Annotated in this window: 16 protein-coding genes; 9 read left to right on the top strand and 7 right to left on the bottom strand. The window is 61.3% G+C overall.

Annotated features, from left to right (window positions below; all coding sequences use genetic code 11):
• Positions 1-29: 29 nt before the first annotated feature.
• Complete coding sequence (locus tag ACR0J1_RS06315; protein ID WP_480731485.1) at positions 30-1,217, top strand: TIGR03862 family flavoprotein; 1,188 nt, start codon at positions 30-32, stop codon at positions 1,215-1,217.
• Here ACR0J1_RS06315 and holA read toward each other — a convergent pair.
• From holA to ACR0J1_RS06295, 4 genes are all read right to left on the bottom strand, one after another.
• A complete protein-coding gene (gene holA, locus ACR0J1_RS06310; RefSeq protein ID WP_480731483.1) occupies positions 1,209-2,237 on the bottom strand; it encodes a DNA polymerase III subunit delta in 1,029 nt (342 codons plus the stop codon). The genes ACR0J1_RS06315 and holA overlap by 9 nt on opposite strands.
• A complete protein-coding gene (lptE, locus tag ACR0J1_RS06305; protein WP_480731481.1) occupies positions 2,234-2,725 on the bottom strand; it encodes an LPS assembly lipoprotein LptE in 492 nt (163 codons plus the stop codon). The genes holA and lptE overlap by 4 nt, the downstream gene beginning before the upstream one ends.
• Positions 2,712-5,246, bottom strand: a complete 2,535-nt coding sequence (leuS, locus tag ACR0J1_RS06300) for a leucine--tRNA ligase (RefSeq protein WP_480731479.1) — start codon at positions 5,244-5,246, stop codon at positions 2,712-2,714. The genes lptE and leuS overlap by 14 nt, the downstream gene beginning before the upstream one ends.
• Before the next feature lie 72 nt (positions 5,247-5,318).
• The gene (locus ACR0J1_RS06295; RefSeq protein WP_480731477.1) at positions 5,319-5,804 is read right to left on the bottom strand and encodes a DUF3576 domain-containing protein; all 486 of its coding nucleotides are present in this window, start codon (positions 5,802-5,804) and stop codon (positions 5,319-5,321) included.
• A 281-nt stretch (positions 5,805-6,085) separates the two neighbouring features.
• Here ACR0J1_RS06295 and ACR0J1_RS06290 point away from each other — a divergent pair, with 281 nt between their 5' ends.
• Together ACR0J1_RS06290 and ACR0J1_RS06285 are read left to right on the top strand one after the other, a co-directional pair.
• On the top strand, positions 6,086-7,072 hold the full coding sequence (locus ACR0J1_RS06290) for a porin (protein ID WP_480731475.1): 987 nt from the start codon (positions 6,086-6,088) through the stop codon (positions 7,070-7,072).
• A 105-nt stretch (positions 7,073-7,177) separates the two neighbouring features.
• Positions 7,178-7,837, top strand: a complete 660-nt coding sequence (locus tag ACR0J1_RS06285; RefSeq protein ID WP_480731473.1) for a YggS family pyridoxal phosphate-dependent enzyme — start codon at positions 7,178-7,180, stop codon at positions 7,835-7,837.
• On the opposite strand, the gene ACR0J1_RS06280 is transcribed toward ACR0J1_RS06285, so the two are convergent.
• The gene (locus ACR0J1_RS06280; protein ID WP_480731471.1) at positions 7,821-8,321 is read right to left on the bottom strand and encodes a L,D-transpeptidase family protein; all 501 of its coding nucleotides are present in this window, start codon (positions 8,319-8,321) and stop codon (positions 7,821-7,823) included. The genes ACR0J1_RS06285 and ACR0J1_RS06280 overlap by 17 nt on opposite strands.
• Positions 8,318-9,412, bottom strand: coding sequence for a GTP cyclohydrolase II (gene ribA / locus ACR0J1_RS06275; protein WP_480731469.1), 1,095 nt, complete (start codon positions 9,410-9,412; stop codon positions 8,318-8,320). The genes ACR0J1_RS06280 and ribA overlap by 4 nt, the downstream gene beginning before the upstream one ends.
• Positions 9,413-9,574: 162 nt before the next feature.
• Here ribA and ACR0J1_RS06270 point away from each other — a divergent pair, with 162 nt between their 5' ends.
• The 6 genes from ACR0J1_RS06270 (at position 9,575) to ACR0J1_RS06245 (ending at position 14,226) form a co-directional block, all read left to right on the top strand.
• Positions 9,575-10,261, top strand: a complete 687-nt coding sequence (locus ACR0J1_RS06270) for a response regulator transcription factor (protein WP_480530564.1) — start codon at positions 9,575-9,577, stop codon at positions 10,259-10,261.
• A gap of 247 nt (positions 10,262-10,508) precedes the next feature.
• Positions 10,509-11,501: an NAD(P)H-dependent flavin oxidoreductase gene (locus ACR0J1_RS06265; protein ID WP_480731467.1), complete on the top strand. Its 993-nt coding sequence runs from the start codon at positions 10,509-10,511 to the stop codon at positions 11,499-11,501.
• An 80-nt stretch (positions 11,502-11,581) separates the two neighbouring features.
• A complete protein-coding gene (locus ACR0J1_RS06260; RefSeq protein WP_480731465.1) occupies positions 11,582-12,370 on the top strand; it encodes an exodeoxyribonuclease III in 789 nt (262 codons plus the stop codon).
• Positions 12,371-12,457: 87 nt separating this feature from the next.
• The gene (gene trxA / locus ACR0J1_RS06255; RefSeq protein ID WP_480731463.1) at positions 12,458-13,375 is read left to right on the top strand and encodes a thioredoxin; all 918 of its coding nucleotides are present in this window, start codon (positions 12,458-12,460) and stop codon (positions 13,373-13,375) included.
• A 27-nt stretch (positions 13,376-13,402) separates the two neighbouring features.
• Positions 13,403-14,044, top strand: coding sequence for an LON peptidase substrate-binding domain-containing protein (locus tag ACR0J1_RS06250; protein ID WP_480731461.1), 642 nt, complete (start codon positions 13,403-13,405; stop codon positions 14,042-14,044).
• Positions 14,041-14,226 carry a Trm112 family protein gene (locus tag ACR0J1_RS06245; RefSeq protein ID WP_480530574.1) on the top strand — a complete coding sequence of 62 codons (186 nt, stop codon included), beginning with the start codon at positions 14,041-14,043 and terminating at the stop codon, positions 14,224-14,226. Before ACR0J1_RS06250 ends, ACR0J1_RS06245 begins: the two co-directional genes overlap by 4 nt.
• Here ACR0J1_RS06245 and ACR0J1_RS06240 read toward each other — a convergent pair.
• Positions 14,223-15,485 (bottom strand): FAD-dependent monooxygenase, encoded by a 1,263-nt coding sequence (locus ACR0J1_RS06240; RefSeq protein ID WP_480731459.1) that lies wholly within the window; start codon positions 15,483-15,485, stop codon positions 14,223-14,225. The genes ACR0J1_RS06245 and ACR0J1_RS06240 overlap by 4 nt on opposite strands.
• Between the last annotated feature and the right edge of the window lie 27 nt (positions 15,486-15,512).

The raw sequence follows: 15,512 nt of genomic DNA, 5'->3' as shown, positions 1-15,512 counted from the left end.
CTATGCGCGGGCAGGGCAAGAGGGGCGCAATGGCGCAAGCAGTGGTGATCGGTGCAGGCCCGGCGGGTCTGATGGCGGCTGAGCAACTGGCCAGCGCCGGGCATCAGGTGCTGGTGGCCGACGCAAAGCCCTCGGTCGCGCGCAAGTTCCTGATGGCGGGGAAATCGGGGTTGAACCTGACCAAAGATGAACCCTTTGACACGTTGATGACTGCCTATGGTGAAGCTGGGGCATGGTTGCACCCCATGATCCGGGAGTTTGATGCGCAGGCGGTGACCGCCTGGGCGCAGGAACTGGGGCAGGAGATGTTTACCGGCTCGACGGGCCGTGTGTTTCCCAAAGCGATGAAGGCGTCACCCCTTCTGCGCGCGTGGTTGGCGCGGCTGGAGGCTGGTGGAGTGCGGATTCGCACCCGCTGGCGCTGGGTCGGTTGGCAAGATGGCGCGCTGGTGTTTGACACGCCGGATGGCGCGCAGGCGCTTAATCCAGGCACTACGATATTGGCGCTGGGCGGGGCCAGCTGGGCGCGGTTGGGGTCGGATGGCGCATGGGCCCCCACCCTGCAGGAAAAGGGCGTCGATCTGGCCCCTTTTGCGCCGTCGAATTCGGCGCTGTCGGTGGATTGGAGCCCCTACATGCGGCCCCATTTCGGGGCCGCGCTGAAATCGTTGCGTTGGATGGCCGGTGATCTGGCCGGCCGGGGTGAGGCCACGATTTCGGCCAAGGGCCTGGAAGGCGGCGGCGTGTATTCGCTGACACCCGCCCTGCGGGATGCCGCGGCGTTGTTCGTCGATCTGGTCCCGGATGTCACTGTTGAGACGTTGCAAGCACGTCTGGCAGCGAAAAAGCCGAAGGCGACCATGTCGCATTGGTTGAAGAACACTCTGCGCCTGCCGCCGCAGAAAATTGCCTTGTTTCATGAGATGACCAACGGCCAGACGCTGACCCAAGCTGATTGGATCACGACGCTAAAACACCTGCCGATCCGACACGCAGGGCTGCGACCAATGGACGAGGCGATCTCGACCGCAGGCGGCGTTACTCGCATTGCCATGAACGATCGCCTGATGCTAAATGCAATGCCCGGAGTGTTCTGCGCCGGAGAGATGCTGGACTGGGACGCCCCGACCGGAGGCTATCTGCTGACTGCCTGCCTGGCCACGGGGCGTTGGGCCGGACGGTCGGCGGCGGCTTGGCTGGACGCGCGCTCAGCCTGAGCGTGCCAGCATCGCCAGACGGATCATCGCGCGTTCAACCAACGCCATCGCAGGCGCGGTCTGACCGGCGGACCGCAGCGACAGGTCGGTATCCGTCAGCACCGTCAGCGCCGTCTGCAATTTGGCCGCACCCCAGCCCTGCGCCTGCCGCAGGATGCGGTCGCGCCGTTTGCCGTAGACCGGCGGGCGCAGCTTGCCGATGCCTTGCGCGGCACCGCCGGGATCGGCGGCGCAGGCGTAAAGCGTCCGGAAATGTCGCGTCGCCCCGATACACAGCGTCACCCCATTGGTGCCCTGTGCCTGCAGCCGCCGGATCAGCGGCCCGATCTCACCGGCGCGACCCTCGGCAACCACGTTCAGAACGTCATCCAAAGCGGCTTCGGTCGAGCGCGGGGCGCAGGCTTCGATATCTTCAAGGCTCAGTTCGGACGTATCCCCGCGCTTGTAAAGCGCCAGTTTTTCAACCGTTTGCGCGAAGTCTCCGGGGCTGAGCGACAAAGCCAACTCGCTCAGCGCCGACATCGTATCGCGTGGGATGTTCTGCAACCCGGCCTGCGAGACGATCCGTTCAACCTCGGCCCGCGAAGGCGGATCGTCATAGATACCCACCGCATAGCCGTTCGCGTGCCCCTCAAACGCCTTGCGGATTTTCGAGCTGGGCTTGAGCTGCCCTGCCGTGACGATGATCTGCGCATCGCCCGCGGCCCAGTCTTCCAGCGCGGCAAGGATCGCGGGGGCGGCGGTTTCGGTTGCGTCTTCGACAAAGACGGCGCGTGGCCCGGGGAAGAAGCCCACAGCCTTGACCGCGTCCAGCAACAGCGCCGGGTCGCCGCGCAGGTCTCCCCCGGGGATGCGGGTCAGGCGCATCTCTTCCTCTGCGCCGGGGCCTAGCAGGGCCGCAAGAACCTGTTGCCGTTTCAGCGCCACGCGCATCGCGTCGGCCCCGTAGATCAGCAGACCGGTCTTGCTCGCGTCCGGCTTGGCGAAATAGCCGTCGGCCTCGCGCGGGTTCAGCTTCATGTAGTCAGTCCCGGGGTGGCGTAGAGGCGGGTCACGATTTGGTCCGACAGGATCACCATCAGCCGTTCTTTGGCGTCCCGCTCATCCGCCAGCGTCGAGACGGTCGAGCCGGCAGCCGAATAGCCCACAAACTCGGTCACCGTGCCCGACGACAGAACCTGCCCGGTGCTGTTGGATTTCAGCGCATAGGTGGCGCGTCCGTCGATGGTATAGCGGTCGGTTTCGTTTGTGGTGGTGATTGCCGCCCGCCGCGTCACGGTCGAGACCTGTACGTCCAGCGCATAGTCGCTGCCCGATGTGGCGCTGCGACCCAGTCGGCGTTCAAGGTTCTGAACCAGCAGGAAACTGTCGACATCCTTCGGGGCCGAGACCGCCACTTTGCCGTCCAGAGCCGCGCCCGATCCGCCGGGCGCATAGACCGGTTGAAAACCGCAGGCGGCCAGCGCCAGCGGCATCAGCAACAGGGTTCTGCGATCAAACGACGACATTCACGATCCGGCCCGGTACGACAATCACTTTCTTCGGTGTGGCACCGTTCAGCGCCTTTTGCACAGCTTCGGTGCTGAGCGCGACTTTTTCAACCTCTGCCTTGTCCATATCCTTGGCGACGCTGATTTCCGCGCGGCGCTTGCCGTTGATCTGGATGGGCAGGGTGACGGTGTCATCAACCAGCATCGCTTCGTCTGCTACCGGCCATGGTGCGGTTGCCACCAGACCTTCGCCGCCGAGCAATTGCCAAAGCTCTTCGGACAGATGCGGCGTCATCGGTGACATCAGCTGGGCCAGCGTTTTGGCTGCCTGACGCTTGGCGCCGGTGCCTGCCTTGGATTTCGCCAGAGTGTTGGTGAAAGCATAGAGTTTAGCGATTGAGGCGTTGAAGCCAAAGGATTCAACCCCACCCGAGACATCGTGGATCGCCTTATGCATCTCGCGCAGCAGCGTTTCGTCCTCGGCATTGGCTGGAACATTTGATTCTGCAATTTCTGAGGCGATGCGGTGCACGCGACTGAGATGCTTGAACGCAGCTTCCGCGCCGGACGCGGTCCATTCCACGTCGCGCTCAGGCGGCGAATCGGACAAGACGAACCAGCGCGCTGTATCTGCGCCGAAGGCCGAGATGATGCTGACCGGGTCCACCACGTTTTTCTTGGATTTCGACATCTTGGCCGAGGGGGTGATTTCGACCTCGGTACCGTCGGCCAGTTTGCCGTCGGTCACGTCCTCGGGCAGGTGATAGACCGGGCGGCCATTAGCGTCGCGGGTCTGGTAAATCTCGTGCGTCACCATGCCCTGCGTGAACAGCGCATCAAACGGTTCGATGGCTTTTTGTGGCAGGTGGCCGGTGATCTGCATGGCCCGTGCAAAGAAGCGGGAATAGAGCAGGTGCAGAATCGCATGCTCAATCCCACCGATATACTGGTCAACATTCATCCAGTATTCGGCCTCGGCCAGATCGGTGGGCGTATCGGCGCGCGGGGCGGTGAAACGGGCGAAATACCATGACGAATCGACGAACGTGTCCATCGTGTCGGTCTCGCGCTTGGCTGCGGCGCCGCAGGAGGGGCATTCGCAATCACGCCATGTCGGGTGGCGATCCAGCGGATTGCCGGGTTTGTCAAATGTGACATCATCGGGCAGGCGAACCGGCAGGTTTTCTTTCTTCTCAGGCACCACGCCGCAGGCATCGCAATGCACAACGGGAATCGGGCAACCCCAATAGCGCTGGCGGCTCAGGCCCCAGTCGCGCAGGCGATATTTGGTGACACCTTCGCCCCAACCGGCCTTTTCGGCGAAATCGACGGTGGCGTTGATGGCTTCTTCACCCGTCGCTTCGGTCAGGCCAGCGAAATGGTTCACCCAGCGAACTTTCTCGGTCTTCGGCGGAACAAAAGCGATTTTGTCGACGGGCGTGTCATCGTCGAGCGCAAAGAAGGTGTCCACCACGGGCAAGCCGTATTTGCGGCAGAAATCCAAATCGCGCTGGTCATGCGCAGGGCAGGCAAAGATTGCGCCGGTGCCGTAATCCATCAGGATGAAGTTCGCGATCCAGACCGGCAGTTCCCAATTCGGGTCCAGCGGGTGTTTGACGCGGATACCGGTGTCATAGCCCAGCTTTTCAGCCGTTTCGATGGCCTCTTCGGTGGTGCCACCCTTGCGGCATTCGGCAACAAATTCAGCGACTTCTGGATTTTCAGCCTCAAGCTGCTTGGCAATCGGGTGATCCGGCGAGATACCGACAAACGATGCACCCAGCAGCGTGTCGGGGCGAGTCGTATATACCGTGATCGGGTCTGCGCCATCCGTGCGATCAAAGGAAAACTGAAGCCCGCGCGACTTGCCGATCCAGTTTTCCTGCATCAGCCGGACCTTTGCGGGCCAGTTGTCCAGAGTATCCAGCGCGTCCAGAAGTTCCTCGGAATAATCTGAGATCTTGAAGAACCACTGCGTCAGTTCTCGGCGTTCCACCAAAGCGCCCGAGCGCCAGCCGCGCCCGTTTTCCACCTGTTCATTGGCCAAAACGGTCATATCGACAGGGTCCCAATTCACCACGGCGTTCTTGCGATAGACCAAGCCGGCCTCGAGCATATCCAGAAACAAAGCCTGTTGCTGGCCGTAATACTCGGGGTCACAGGTGGCGAATTCGCGCGACCAGTCGATGGACAGGCCCAGCGGTTTCATCTGCCCGCGCATGTCGGCGATGTTGCCATAGGTCCAGTCTTTGGGATGACCGCCAATCGCCATCGCGGCGTTCTCGGCAGGCATCCCGAACGCGTCCCAGCCCATCGGGTGCAGCACGTTGTGGCCCGTCGCCAACTTGTGCCGCGCGATCACATCGCCCATCGTGTAGTTGCGCACATGCCCCATGTGGATGCGGCCGGACGGGTACGGGAACATCTCAAGCACGTAGTATTTCGGCTTGTCCGCCTTGTGGTTGGCGGCGAAGATTCCAGCCTTGTCCCAGGCCTCTTGCCATTTTGCTTCGATTTCGGTGGCCGAGTAGCGCGACATCGTGCGGTCCTTCGTGAATGAAAACGCCGGGTCAAAGCCCGGCGTGGTAATATTGTGATTTTCGGCGGGTGGCTAGAGCTTGTTGTCCGCAATCCGCAGCTGTCGGGCGCGTGACAGAATCGCATCCTCGACCGCGCGGGTGGTTGCCGCACTGACCGCGCCGCCCCCGCTGGTTTGCAGCGAGACGGAAAGCGACCGCGCGGCAAGCGCCGGGTCGCTGATATGCACAGTGGCGCGATATTGGCGTCCGCCGCCCGGCGGGGTGCCGTAACCCGTTACGATAACACCGGTAAACGGATCGACCTCTTGCACGGGCAGAAAGTTCAACACATCCAGAGAGGCCGACCACAGGTAGCGATTCACCTGCGTGACCTGTTCCGATGTGTCGGGGCCGAACACATCCCAGATCGACGAGCGATTCGGATCGTTCAGTTCCCGTTCTTCGGATGAACTGCCATCGGCAGTCAGGATACTGGCATTGCCCGGAGGCGGCTTTCCCCCGCAGGCCGAGACGGCGGCCATCGCCATGATTAAACCCGGAATCGTAAGCAGGCGCATTGTCGAAAAGCCCCGTATCACTTGTTTTGCACTGTCGGATGATACTCCTAGACAAGGACCCGTGCAGCAACAAGCCTATTCTTTACATATGGGCGTGAGCGGACCCCGCGATCCGGCCGATTTCCGACTGTGGCATCCTTGCACCAATTTGGGCCGAATGACGGCAGGGCGTTTATGCCAAGCTTGCGCAATGGGGGCAAAAAGAGCGAAACGGTGTCCGTGCTGAGACGCGTGCCTTGCATGTGTCGAGTAGAAAAATCTTTGAAACCGAGGGAAACAAGATGAAAAAAGTTCTCTTCGCAACGACCGCGTTGCTGGCAACTGCAAGCGTTGCTGCAGCCGACATCAAATTCAGCGGCTATGGCCGTTTTGGTATCGGTTACCTGGAAGATCGTTCGGAAACCAACGACAATATCGACGACACCATCCTGATCTCGCGCTTCCGTCTGAACATCGACGGCACCGCAGAAACCGATGGCGGCGTTGAGTTCTCGGCTCGTGTTCGTCTGCAGGCTGACGAAGACGCCGGCACCGGCGAAGCTGGCGCAGCTGCACTGAGCGGTGCACGCTTCTCGGCCATCTACGGTGGTCTGCGTGTTGACGCGGGCAACGTATCGGGTGCCATCGACAACCTGGCAAACTACTACGGTAACGAGCCCGGTCTGGAATTCTTCATCGGTCAGTACTCCGGTGTTGACTATGAATTCCTGGCCTTCTCGTCGACCGGCGCAGGCGCAAACGCTGTGTTCTTCCAGTACGCAGTTGGCGACTTCGCATTTGGTGCGTCGTATGACCAGAACTCCACTCTGAACGGCAACGCAGCTCTGGCTGGCGCCGACTCGTGGGATCTGAGCCTGACCTACACCTTCAACAACATCACCGCAGCGCTGGCCTACGGTCAGACCGATTCGGCTGCTTCTGGTGCTGACGATCCGAGCCTGCTGGTCCTCACCCTGGGTGCTGACTTTGGCGACTGGAACGTGACCGCGTTTGTTGCTGACGACGACGACACTCCGCTGAACGACGCTGGTGAAGAAACTGACGGCACCGCATGGGGTCTGTCGGCTGCTTACAACGTGAACTCGGCTCTGACCGTTCTGGCCGCTTACGGCGACGGTTCGGCTGACGGCGACACCCAGCAGTATGGCATCGGCGCCATCTACGACCTGGGCGGCGGCGTTTCGCTGAAAGGCGGCGTTGGCAACACTGAAGTTGGCGACGCAGACGGCCAAGTTCGTGCAGACTTCGGTGTCAACTTCAACTTCTAAGTTGATCTGAAGCACCAAGTTTTAAGGGCAGGTCTTTGGACCTGCCCTTTTCTTTTGTGCCGACATGGTGTTTTCCTGCGGCGAATCCCATAGTTGAGAGGCCCCATGTCGCTGCAAGAAATCACCGACCGCATTGCCAAAGCCGAAGCCAAAGCGGGCCGCGCTGCGGGGTCGGTTTCGCTGATCGCGGTGTCCAAAGTCCAACCCGATGACCGGGTCGAAGCCGTTTTGCAGCAGGGCCATCGGTGTTTCGGCGAAAACCGGGTGCAGGAGGCCGCCGGCAAGTGGCCAACCTTTCGGGAGCGGTATGGCGATGTCGATCTGCATCTGATCGGGCCGCTGCAGACGAACAAGGCGCGGCAGGCGATGGAGCTGTGTGATGCCATCCACTCGGTCGACCGTCCCAAACTGGCGCGGACGCTGGCCCGGTTGGCGCAGGAAACCGGCAGTTGCCCGGATTTGTTCGTTCAGGTCAACACTGGCGAAGAGGTGCAGAAGGCCGGGATTCTTCCGGCTGAAACGGATGACTTCATTGCGGAATGCAGGGGCCTTGATTTGCCGCTGCGCGGGTTGATGTGCCTGCCGCCCGTCGATGAAGAACCGGCGCTGCATTTTGCCCTGCTGGCGAAGATCGCCGAGCGCAACGGTTTGACCGGCCTGTCGATGGGAATGAGCGGCGATTTCGAGACCGCCATCGCGCTAGGGGCTACCCATGTTCGCGTCGGGTCGGCGATCTTCGGCGCGCGCGTCAGACCTGAGGAATAACCAGGCGTGTGCCGGGCGTGATGTGGCTTGCAATCCATTTCAGGTGATCGCGGCGAAAGGCGATGCAGCCTTCGGTCGGATAACGTGGGCGCCGCCATTGATGCAGGAAGATCGCAGAACCGCGCCCGGGGGTCGCGTCTGGCCAGTTCCAATCGGTGATCAGCACCAGATCATAAAGCGGATCGGCGCGGCGCAGCTTTTCATGACTGTATTTATAAGGTGCCCGGACAAGATGGTTGTACGCGCTATCCCGGACATCATCAGACCATAGATCACCGGGTCCTATGGGACGGGCCCACGACGCTGGCCGGACCATACGATCCGCGCGATAGAGCATCCCGACAATATGATGGGTCCCGACCGGCGTCGCACCGTCGCCTTCCTGCTTCCGGGGGCTTCGACCTCCCTTACCAATGGCGCAGGGGAAAATACGCCCCAGAAACCGGACGCCAAGCGGTGTCAGGACCAGATCACCGGGGGTCACAGCAGATGGCCGGATTTGGCCGCCTTGGTTGCCAGATATCCGCGATTGTGATCGGTTTCGCCCACCTTCAGCGGCACGCGTTCGGTCACGGCGATCCCGGTCCGCTCCATCATCGCGATCTTGGCCGGGTTGTTGGTCAGCAGCCGCACCGAGCCGAAGCCCAGAGATTTCAGGATGTCCGAACCCAGCCGGAAATCCCGCTCATCATCCTCGAACCCCAGCCGGTGGTTGGCCTCGACGGTGTCGAAACCCTGATCCTGCAGGAAATAGGCGCGCATCTTGTTGGCTAGCCCGATCCCGCGCCCCTCTTGATTGAGGTAAAGCAGCACACCCGATCCCTCAGCCCCCATCTGGGCCAGAGCGCCGCGCAATTGTGGCCCGCAATCGCATTTCAGGCTGCCCATCAGGTCGCCGGTGAAACAGGCCGAATGCAGCCGGGCCAGCACGGGTTTGTCGCGGTCGGGGCGGCCGATTTCGACGGCATAGTGCTCTTCGCCACCGTCTTCGGGGCGAAAGACATGCAAGCGGCCTGCCTCGGACACTTCCATCGGCAGGCGCGCGGCGACCACGGGGTGCAAGGTGCTGCGATCGGCCAGATGGGGCGTTGCGCTTGTGTGATCAATGCATGTCAGGCCATGCGCGGTGGCAAAAGACCGGCCATCTTCGATCGGCACGACGATGGCGGCAGGCAGCAGGCGCGCCGATTTCGTCAGCGCAATGGCGATGCGGTGAAGGTTTGCATTGCCCTGCCGTTCGGTCATCAGCGGGCCTTTCATCGGCGCGTTCAGGTCATCCGAAGGGTCGGCCACCGCCTGCACCCAGCCCAGATCCACATCCGCCGGGATCAGAACCCGCGCCAGATCACCGTCATAAGCCCGCGCCTTCAATGTCTCGGCCCGTCGGACAGTGATGGCGACGACAGGTTCGCCCCCCAAGCCCCGCAGATCAGCCAAGCGCTGCGGGCTCAGTGTCTCTGAGGCCAACGCAAGAACGCTGAACCCGCTGTCATCGGTCAGCACAACAGGCACGCCCATGCGCTGGTCAGCCCGCGCACGCGCCAGCAGTTCGGTGATGTCGGGAAAGAGACTCATGCATGTTACCCTGTAACGTTCCGGCTCTTTTCCTACTCTGATCATCACGGAATGTGAAACAATTCCTATCGCCTGGACACGAGGGCGTGAGACGATTGCAGCAAATCTTGCTGATTGCATCATTCGCGCGCAAGTGATGGAAAAGGCTTAGGAGGACCGGACATGGCACAGCTCAAGAAAATCCTGCTGGTGGATGATGACGAGGATCTGCGCGAGGCGCTCAGTGAGCAACTCGTGATGACCGAGGACTTTGATGTGTTCGAAGCGTCAGACGGGACCTCTGCGATGGAGCGCGCGCGTGAGGCGATTTATGATCTGGTCATTCTGGACGTTGGCCTGCCCGACACTGACGGGCGCGAACTGTGCCGCCTGATGCGCAAGCAGGGGGTCAAAAGCCCGATCCTGATGCTGACTGGCCATGACAGCGATGCCGATACCATTCTGGGTCTGGATGCGGGGGCCAATGACTATGTCCCCAAGCCGTTCAAGTTTCCGGTTCTTCTGGCCCGTATCCGGGCCCAGTTGCGCCAGCACGAACAGTCCGAGGATGCGGTATTCGTTCTGGGCCCCTACACGTTCAAACCGGCCATGAAGATGCTGATGACCGAGGATGACAGAAAAATCCGCCTGACCGAGAAAGAGACGAACATCCTCAAGTTCCTCTACCGCTCGACCGATGGCGTGGTCGCGCGCGATGTGCTGCTGCACGAGGTCTGGGGCTATAACGCGGGCGTCACCACGCACACGCTGGAAACCCACATCTATCGCCTGCGTCAGAAGATCGAGCCCGATCCGTCGAATGCGCGCCTTTTGGTCACAGAATCCGGCGGATATCGATTGGTGTCTTGATCCGAGGTGGATTGACTTGGATCAAAGTGATACCCTTGAGACATCTTTAGGTTACTCCCAACCCGTGCATGTCCGGGTGATGACATGAACCTCCCTGTTGGACTGCCGGGCCTTTATGGCCCGGCTTTTTTCATTTTCTGAACGCCGCTAGGGGCTTCCTGTCAAGATTTACGGCGCGCGCCGGGCGGCTTGACTTGTCCACGGGAACCAGCGCCAATGCGATCCTGAACTTGGGGAGGATCAGAAAATGGCAGGCGATATCTGCACCTTACTGAATATTGAGAAACCCATCCTTTCGGCCCCGATGGGTGGGGCTGCGGGCCCCGCGCTTGTTGCGGCGGTCTGCAATGCGGGCGGTTACGGGGTCATTCCCCTTTGGGGCAAACCCTCCGAACAGGTCGTGGCGGGAATTGATCAGACCCGCGCGCTGACGGACCGAAACTTTGCCGTCAACCTGAACCTGGCCTTTCCATACGACGATCAGCTTCAGGTCTGTATCGACAAGCAGGTTCATGCAGTGTCCCTGTTTTGGGGCCTGGAGCCATCTGCCATCACAAAGGCCAAACGGGCCGGACTGGTTGTTATGGCCAGCATCGGGACCGCCGACGAGGCCCGGGTCGCGCAGGACGCAGGCGCGGACATTATCGTCGCGCAGGGGTGGGAGGCCGGCGGCCATGTCTGGGGGCAGGTTTCGACCATGGCGTTGATTCCGGCCGTGGTCGATGCCGTTTCGATCCCTGTCGTCGCGGCAGGTGGAATTGCGGATGGGCGCGGCATGGCGGCTGCCTTGATGTTAGGGGCGTCTGCCGTCTGGATCGGAACCCGGTTTCTGGCCAGTGCCGAGGCCACCATCCACGACGACTATCGCACGCGCATCCTGACCGCGACCGAGGCGCAGACGGAATGGTATTATGATCTCTATGACGTGAAATGGCCTCAAGCGCCGCATCGCGCGCTGCAAAACTCGACCTCTCGGACGTGGAAGGCCGCGGGGTCTGCGGGCCCCGGTCACCGTCCGGACGAAGAGCAGGTGATCGGCCACCGACCCGACGGAGAGGCCGTGCTGCGGTATCAAAGCTATACGCCCTTGCCCGGGACCGATGGCGATGTCGAGGCGATGTCACTTTGGTCGGGTCAAGGGGTCTCGTTGGTGCGCAAGGTCATGCCGGCTGCCGAGATCGTGGATGAGATATTCAATGATGCTCAGGCGGTACTGAAATCGGGGGTAGCGCGGCTCTGACCGGAACAGGGTGCTTTTCGATGGCACCCCCATCCGTCCCGCGCTAACCTCGCGCCAACCCGCGACAGAGGAATCCCCACATGCCCTTCACCCTTGCCACATGGAACATCAACTCGGTCCGCCTGCGCGAGCCTATCGTGCTGAAATTGCTGCAGGAAGAAGCCCCGGATGTGCTGTGCCTGCAAGAGTGCAAATCACCGGTCGAGAAGATTCCGACCGAGGGGTTCGCCGCGCTTGGCTATAAGCACATGATCGCGCGGGGGCAGAAGGGCTATAACGGTGTGGCCATCCTGTCCCGGTTGCCGATCGAGGAAGTGGGCGACAAGGATTTCGCCGGTCTCGGCCATGCGCGTCATATCGCGGGGCGGCTGGAAAATGGTGTGACGATCCACAATTTTTACGTTCCTGCCGGGGGTGATGTGCCGGACCGCGAGGTGAACGAGAAGTTTGGCCAGAAACTGGATTACCTGACCGATATGCGTGACTGGTTCCACGCGGAGAAGCCGGAAAAGTCGATTCTGGTCGGCGATCTGAACATCGCTCCGCGCGAGGATGATGTGTGGTCGCACAAGCAACTGCTCAAGGTCGTGTCGCATACCCCCGTTGAGGTCGAAACACTGGCCGAGACGCAGGATGCGGGCGGTTGGGTCGATATCACCCGGCAGGATATTCCCGAAGGTCAGCTCTATAGCTGGTGGTCTTACCGCGCGCGCGACTGGGATGCGGCGGATAAGGGCCGCAGGCTGGATCATGTTTGGGCGACGCCCGATATCTCGAACGCGGGGCATTCCAGCCGGGTTCTGCGCGATGCGCGCGGGTGGGAGAAACCCAGCGATCACGCGCCGGTTTTTGCGACATTCGACGTCTGATTGATGCAAAATCGCCCGACTCTGCCCTTGGTTTCTGACCTGCGGGGCTGCATATAGGGCGCAAATATGAACCAGAGAGATAATGCCATGGACCTTCTGAACGGCGCAGCCAGCTCTGACACCACCGATCTGATCAAGGACGGGACCGAGGCCACCTTCATGGCCGATGTGGTCGAAGGCTCGCAAGAGATGCCGATCATCGTCGATTTCTGGGCCCCTTGGTGCGGCCCCTGCAAAACGCTGGGTCCGGCGCTGGAAGAGGCTGTGACCGCCGCCAAAGGCGCGGTCAAGATGGTCAAGATCAACGTGGATGAGGCGCAGATGATCGCAGGTCAGCTGCGCATCCAGTCCATCCCAACCGTCTATGCGTTCCACAAGGGCCAGCCGGTCGATGGGTTTCAGGGCGCGTTGCCGGGGTCCGAGATCAAGGCGTTCATCGACCGTGTGATCGAGGCCGCAGGTGGTGAAAGCCCCGGCGGTCAATTGGACGACGCAGTTCAGGCCGCCGAGGATATGCTGACCGAAGGCGCGGCTGTGGACGCGGCGCAGACCTTCGCGGCGATTCTGGGCGAAGACCCCAACCATGCCGCTGCCTATGGCGGGCTGGTGCGCGCGCATATCGCGCTGGGTGATCTGGATCAGGCCGAAGCGATCCTAAACGGCGCACCGGCCGAGATTTCGACCTCGCCCGAGGTTGAAGCGGCCCATGCGCAACTGGAACTGGCCAAACAGGCCGCCGACGCGGGGCCCGTGGGTGAACTGACCGCAGCGGTTGAGGCCGAGCCCGATAATCATCAGGCCCGGTTCGATCTGGCACAGGCCCTGCACGCCAACGGTGACGTTGAAGAGGCGGTCGCCCAATTGCTGGAACTGTTCCGCCGGGATCGTGAATGGAACGAGGGTGCGGCAAAGGCACAGCTGTTCACAATCTTCGACGCGCTCAAGCCCAATGATCCGATTGTGCTGAACGGGCGGCGCAAGCTCAGCTCGATGATATTTGCCTAAAGTCTGATCAGGGCTACACTCGACTATATGATGCACCCCGCTGATCTGCCGGAAACCGTGTCCGTGTTTCCTCTGCCCGGAGCGCTGTTGTTACCGCGCTCTCGTCTGCCGCTGCATATATTCGAGCCGCGCTATCTGCAGATGCTGGATGACGCGCTGAAAACGCCTGAACGGCTGATCGGGATGGTGCAGCCGAACACCTGTCAGGGTGATGAGACGCGGCTGCATCAGATCGGCTGTGCCGGGCGGGTGACGCAGTTTTCGGAAACCGAGGATGGTCGGTATTTGATCACGCTGACCGGAATCTCGCGGTTCCGGGTTAAGACTGAGCTTGACAGCTTCACCCCCTATCGCCGCGCGTCAGTATCTTGGGGCGGGTTTGATCGTGATCTGGGCAAGGCCGAAGAAGATGACAAGTTCGACCGCACCCGGTTCCTGCGGTTGCTTGAACGGTTCTTCTCATCCCGCCAGTTGTCGACCGACTGGGAGACGATGAAGGACGCTGATGATGAACTGCTGGTGAATTCCCTGTCGATGATGCTGGAATTCGACCCCGAGGAAAAACAGGCCCTGCTGGAAGCCCCCTGCCTGCGCACACGGCGCGAGACCTTGGTGACATTGATTGAATTCGCCATGCGCGGCGGATCGAATGAGGAACATCTACAATGAGCGCACCTGAACACGCTTTTGACCGTCATATGCTTGAGGCGTTGATTTGCCCGCAGACCCACACGACCTTGCATTATGACGCCGAGCGGCAGGAACTGGTGTCCAAAGCCGCCGGTCTGGCCTTTCCCATCCGTAATGGCATCCCGGTGATGCTGGTGGATGAGGCGCGAGAGCTGGACTAAATCGGACGACCCTGCAGCAGTTTCGGCAGGTCTCCGGTCAGACCTGCGGCCTCGCGCACGAAACCGCGTCGCAGTCCGGGCAGCGATCCGACGATGCCCATACCGATATCTCGGCCCATGCGCAGCAGCGGATTGTCGTTCGAAAACAACTTGTTAAACACATCCGTCGCCATCGCAAGCGAGGCTGTATCGAACCGGCGCCATTCCTGATAACGCTCCAGCACGAGGGTCGAGCCGATATCCTCGCCACGTCGGCCTGCAAGGGTCAGCACCTCGGCCAAGGCCCCCACATCGCGCAGGCCCGCATTCAGGCCTTGACCGGCAATTGGGTGCATACCGTGGGCGGCGTCTCCGACTAGGGCCAGACGATCCGCGATGAAGGAGTTGGCGATGGTCAGGTTCAGCGGATAGGTGAACCGGTCACCCTGCAGGCGGATATCGCCAAGAAAATCGCCAAAGCGTGGGCGCAGGACCTGAAGGTAATCGACCTCGGACAGGGCGTTGATCTGGCCCGCCGTTTCCGTGCGTTCGCTCCAGACGATGGAACTGCGGTTGCCGGTTAGCGGCAGTATTGCCAGCGGGCCGGGGGGCATGAAGAATTGATGGGCGATGCCATGATGGGGCAGCGCGTGTTCAATGGCGCAAACCAGAGCGGTCTGGCCATAGTCCCAACCGGTCCGCTTGATCCCGGCCCGCGCCGCAGTGCCGCTGCGGCGGCCGTCGCAGCCGACCAGAAGGCTGCCGGACAGGGTAGACCCGCCGTCTAGCGTCAGCGTTGCCCCGGTGGGCGAAATGTCCTGAAACACCACCGTTTTGCCGCTGATCTCAGTGATCTCGTCCTGCTCGGCCATCGCCTCCAGAAAGGCGCGCCGCAGGTGGCGATCCTCGACCATATAGCCCATCGGGCCTTCTTCGATCTCGGCATGATCGAAATGCATGAAAAACGGCGAAGGACCCGCACCGGCATGGCCATCGGTGACCTTGATTTCCAACATCGGCTGCGCGTGGTCCTCGACCTTTTCCCAAACGCCAATGGCGTCCAGCAAGCGTTGCGAGGCCAGCGCCAAAGCATAGGCGCGCCCGTCAAAGGCTGCGTTCTTGCGCACCTTTTCGGCCAGTGCGTCAATCACGGTGATCGAATGCCCGGTTTGGGCCAGCGCCAGTGCAAGGGCCGGGCCGTTCAGGCCGCCGCCAACGATCAGGATGTCGGATCTGTGTTCCATGCGCTGCAATATGCCCGCCCTTTCGGGATTGTCCATGTGCGGTCCTGTCGCTACCGTCCGATC

The sequence above is a fragment of the Ruegeria sp. CJ3 genome, from assembly GCF_056536725.1.
This window is presented reverse-complemented; position numbering and strand designations above follow the sequence as displayed.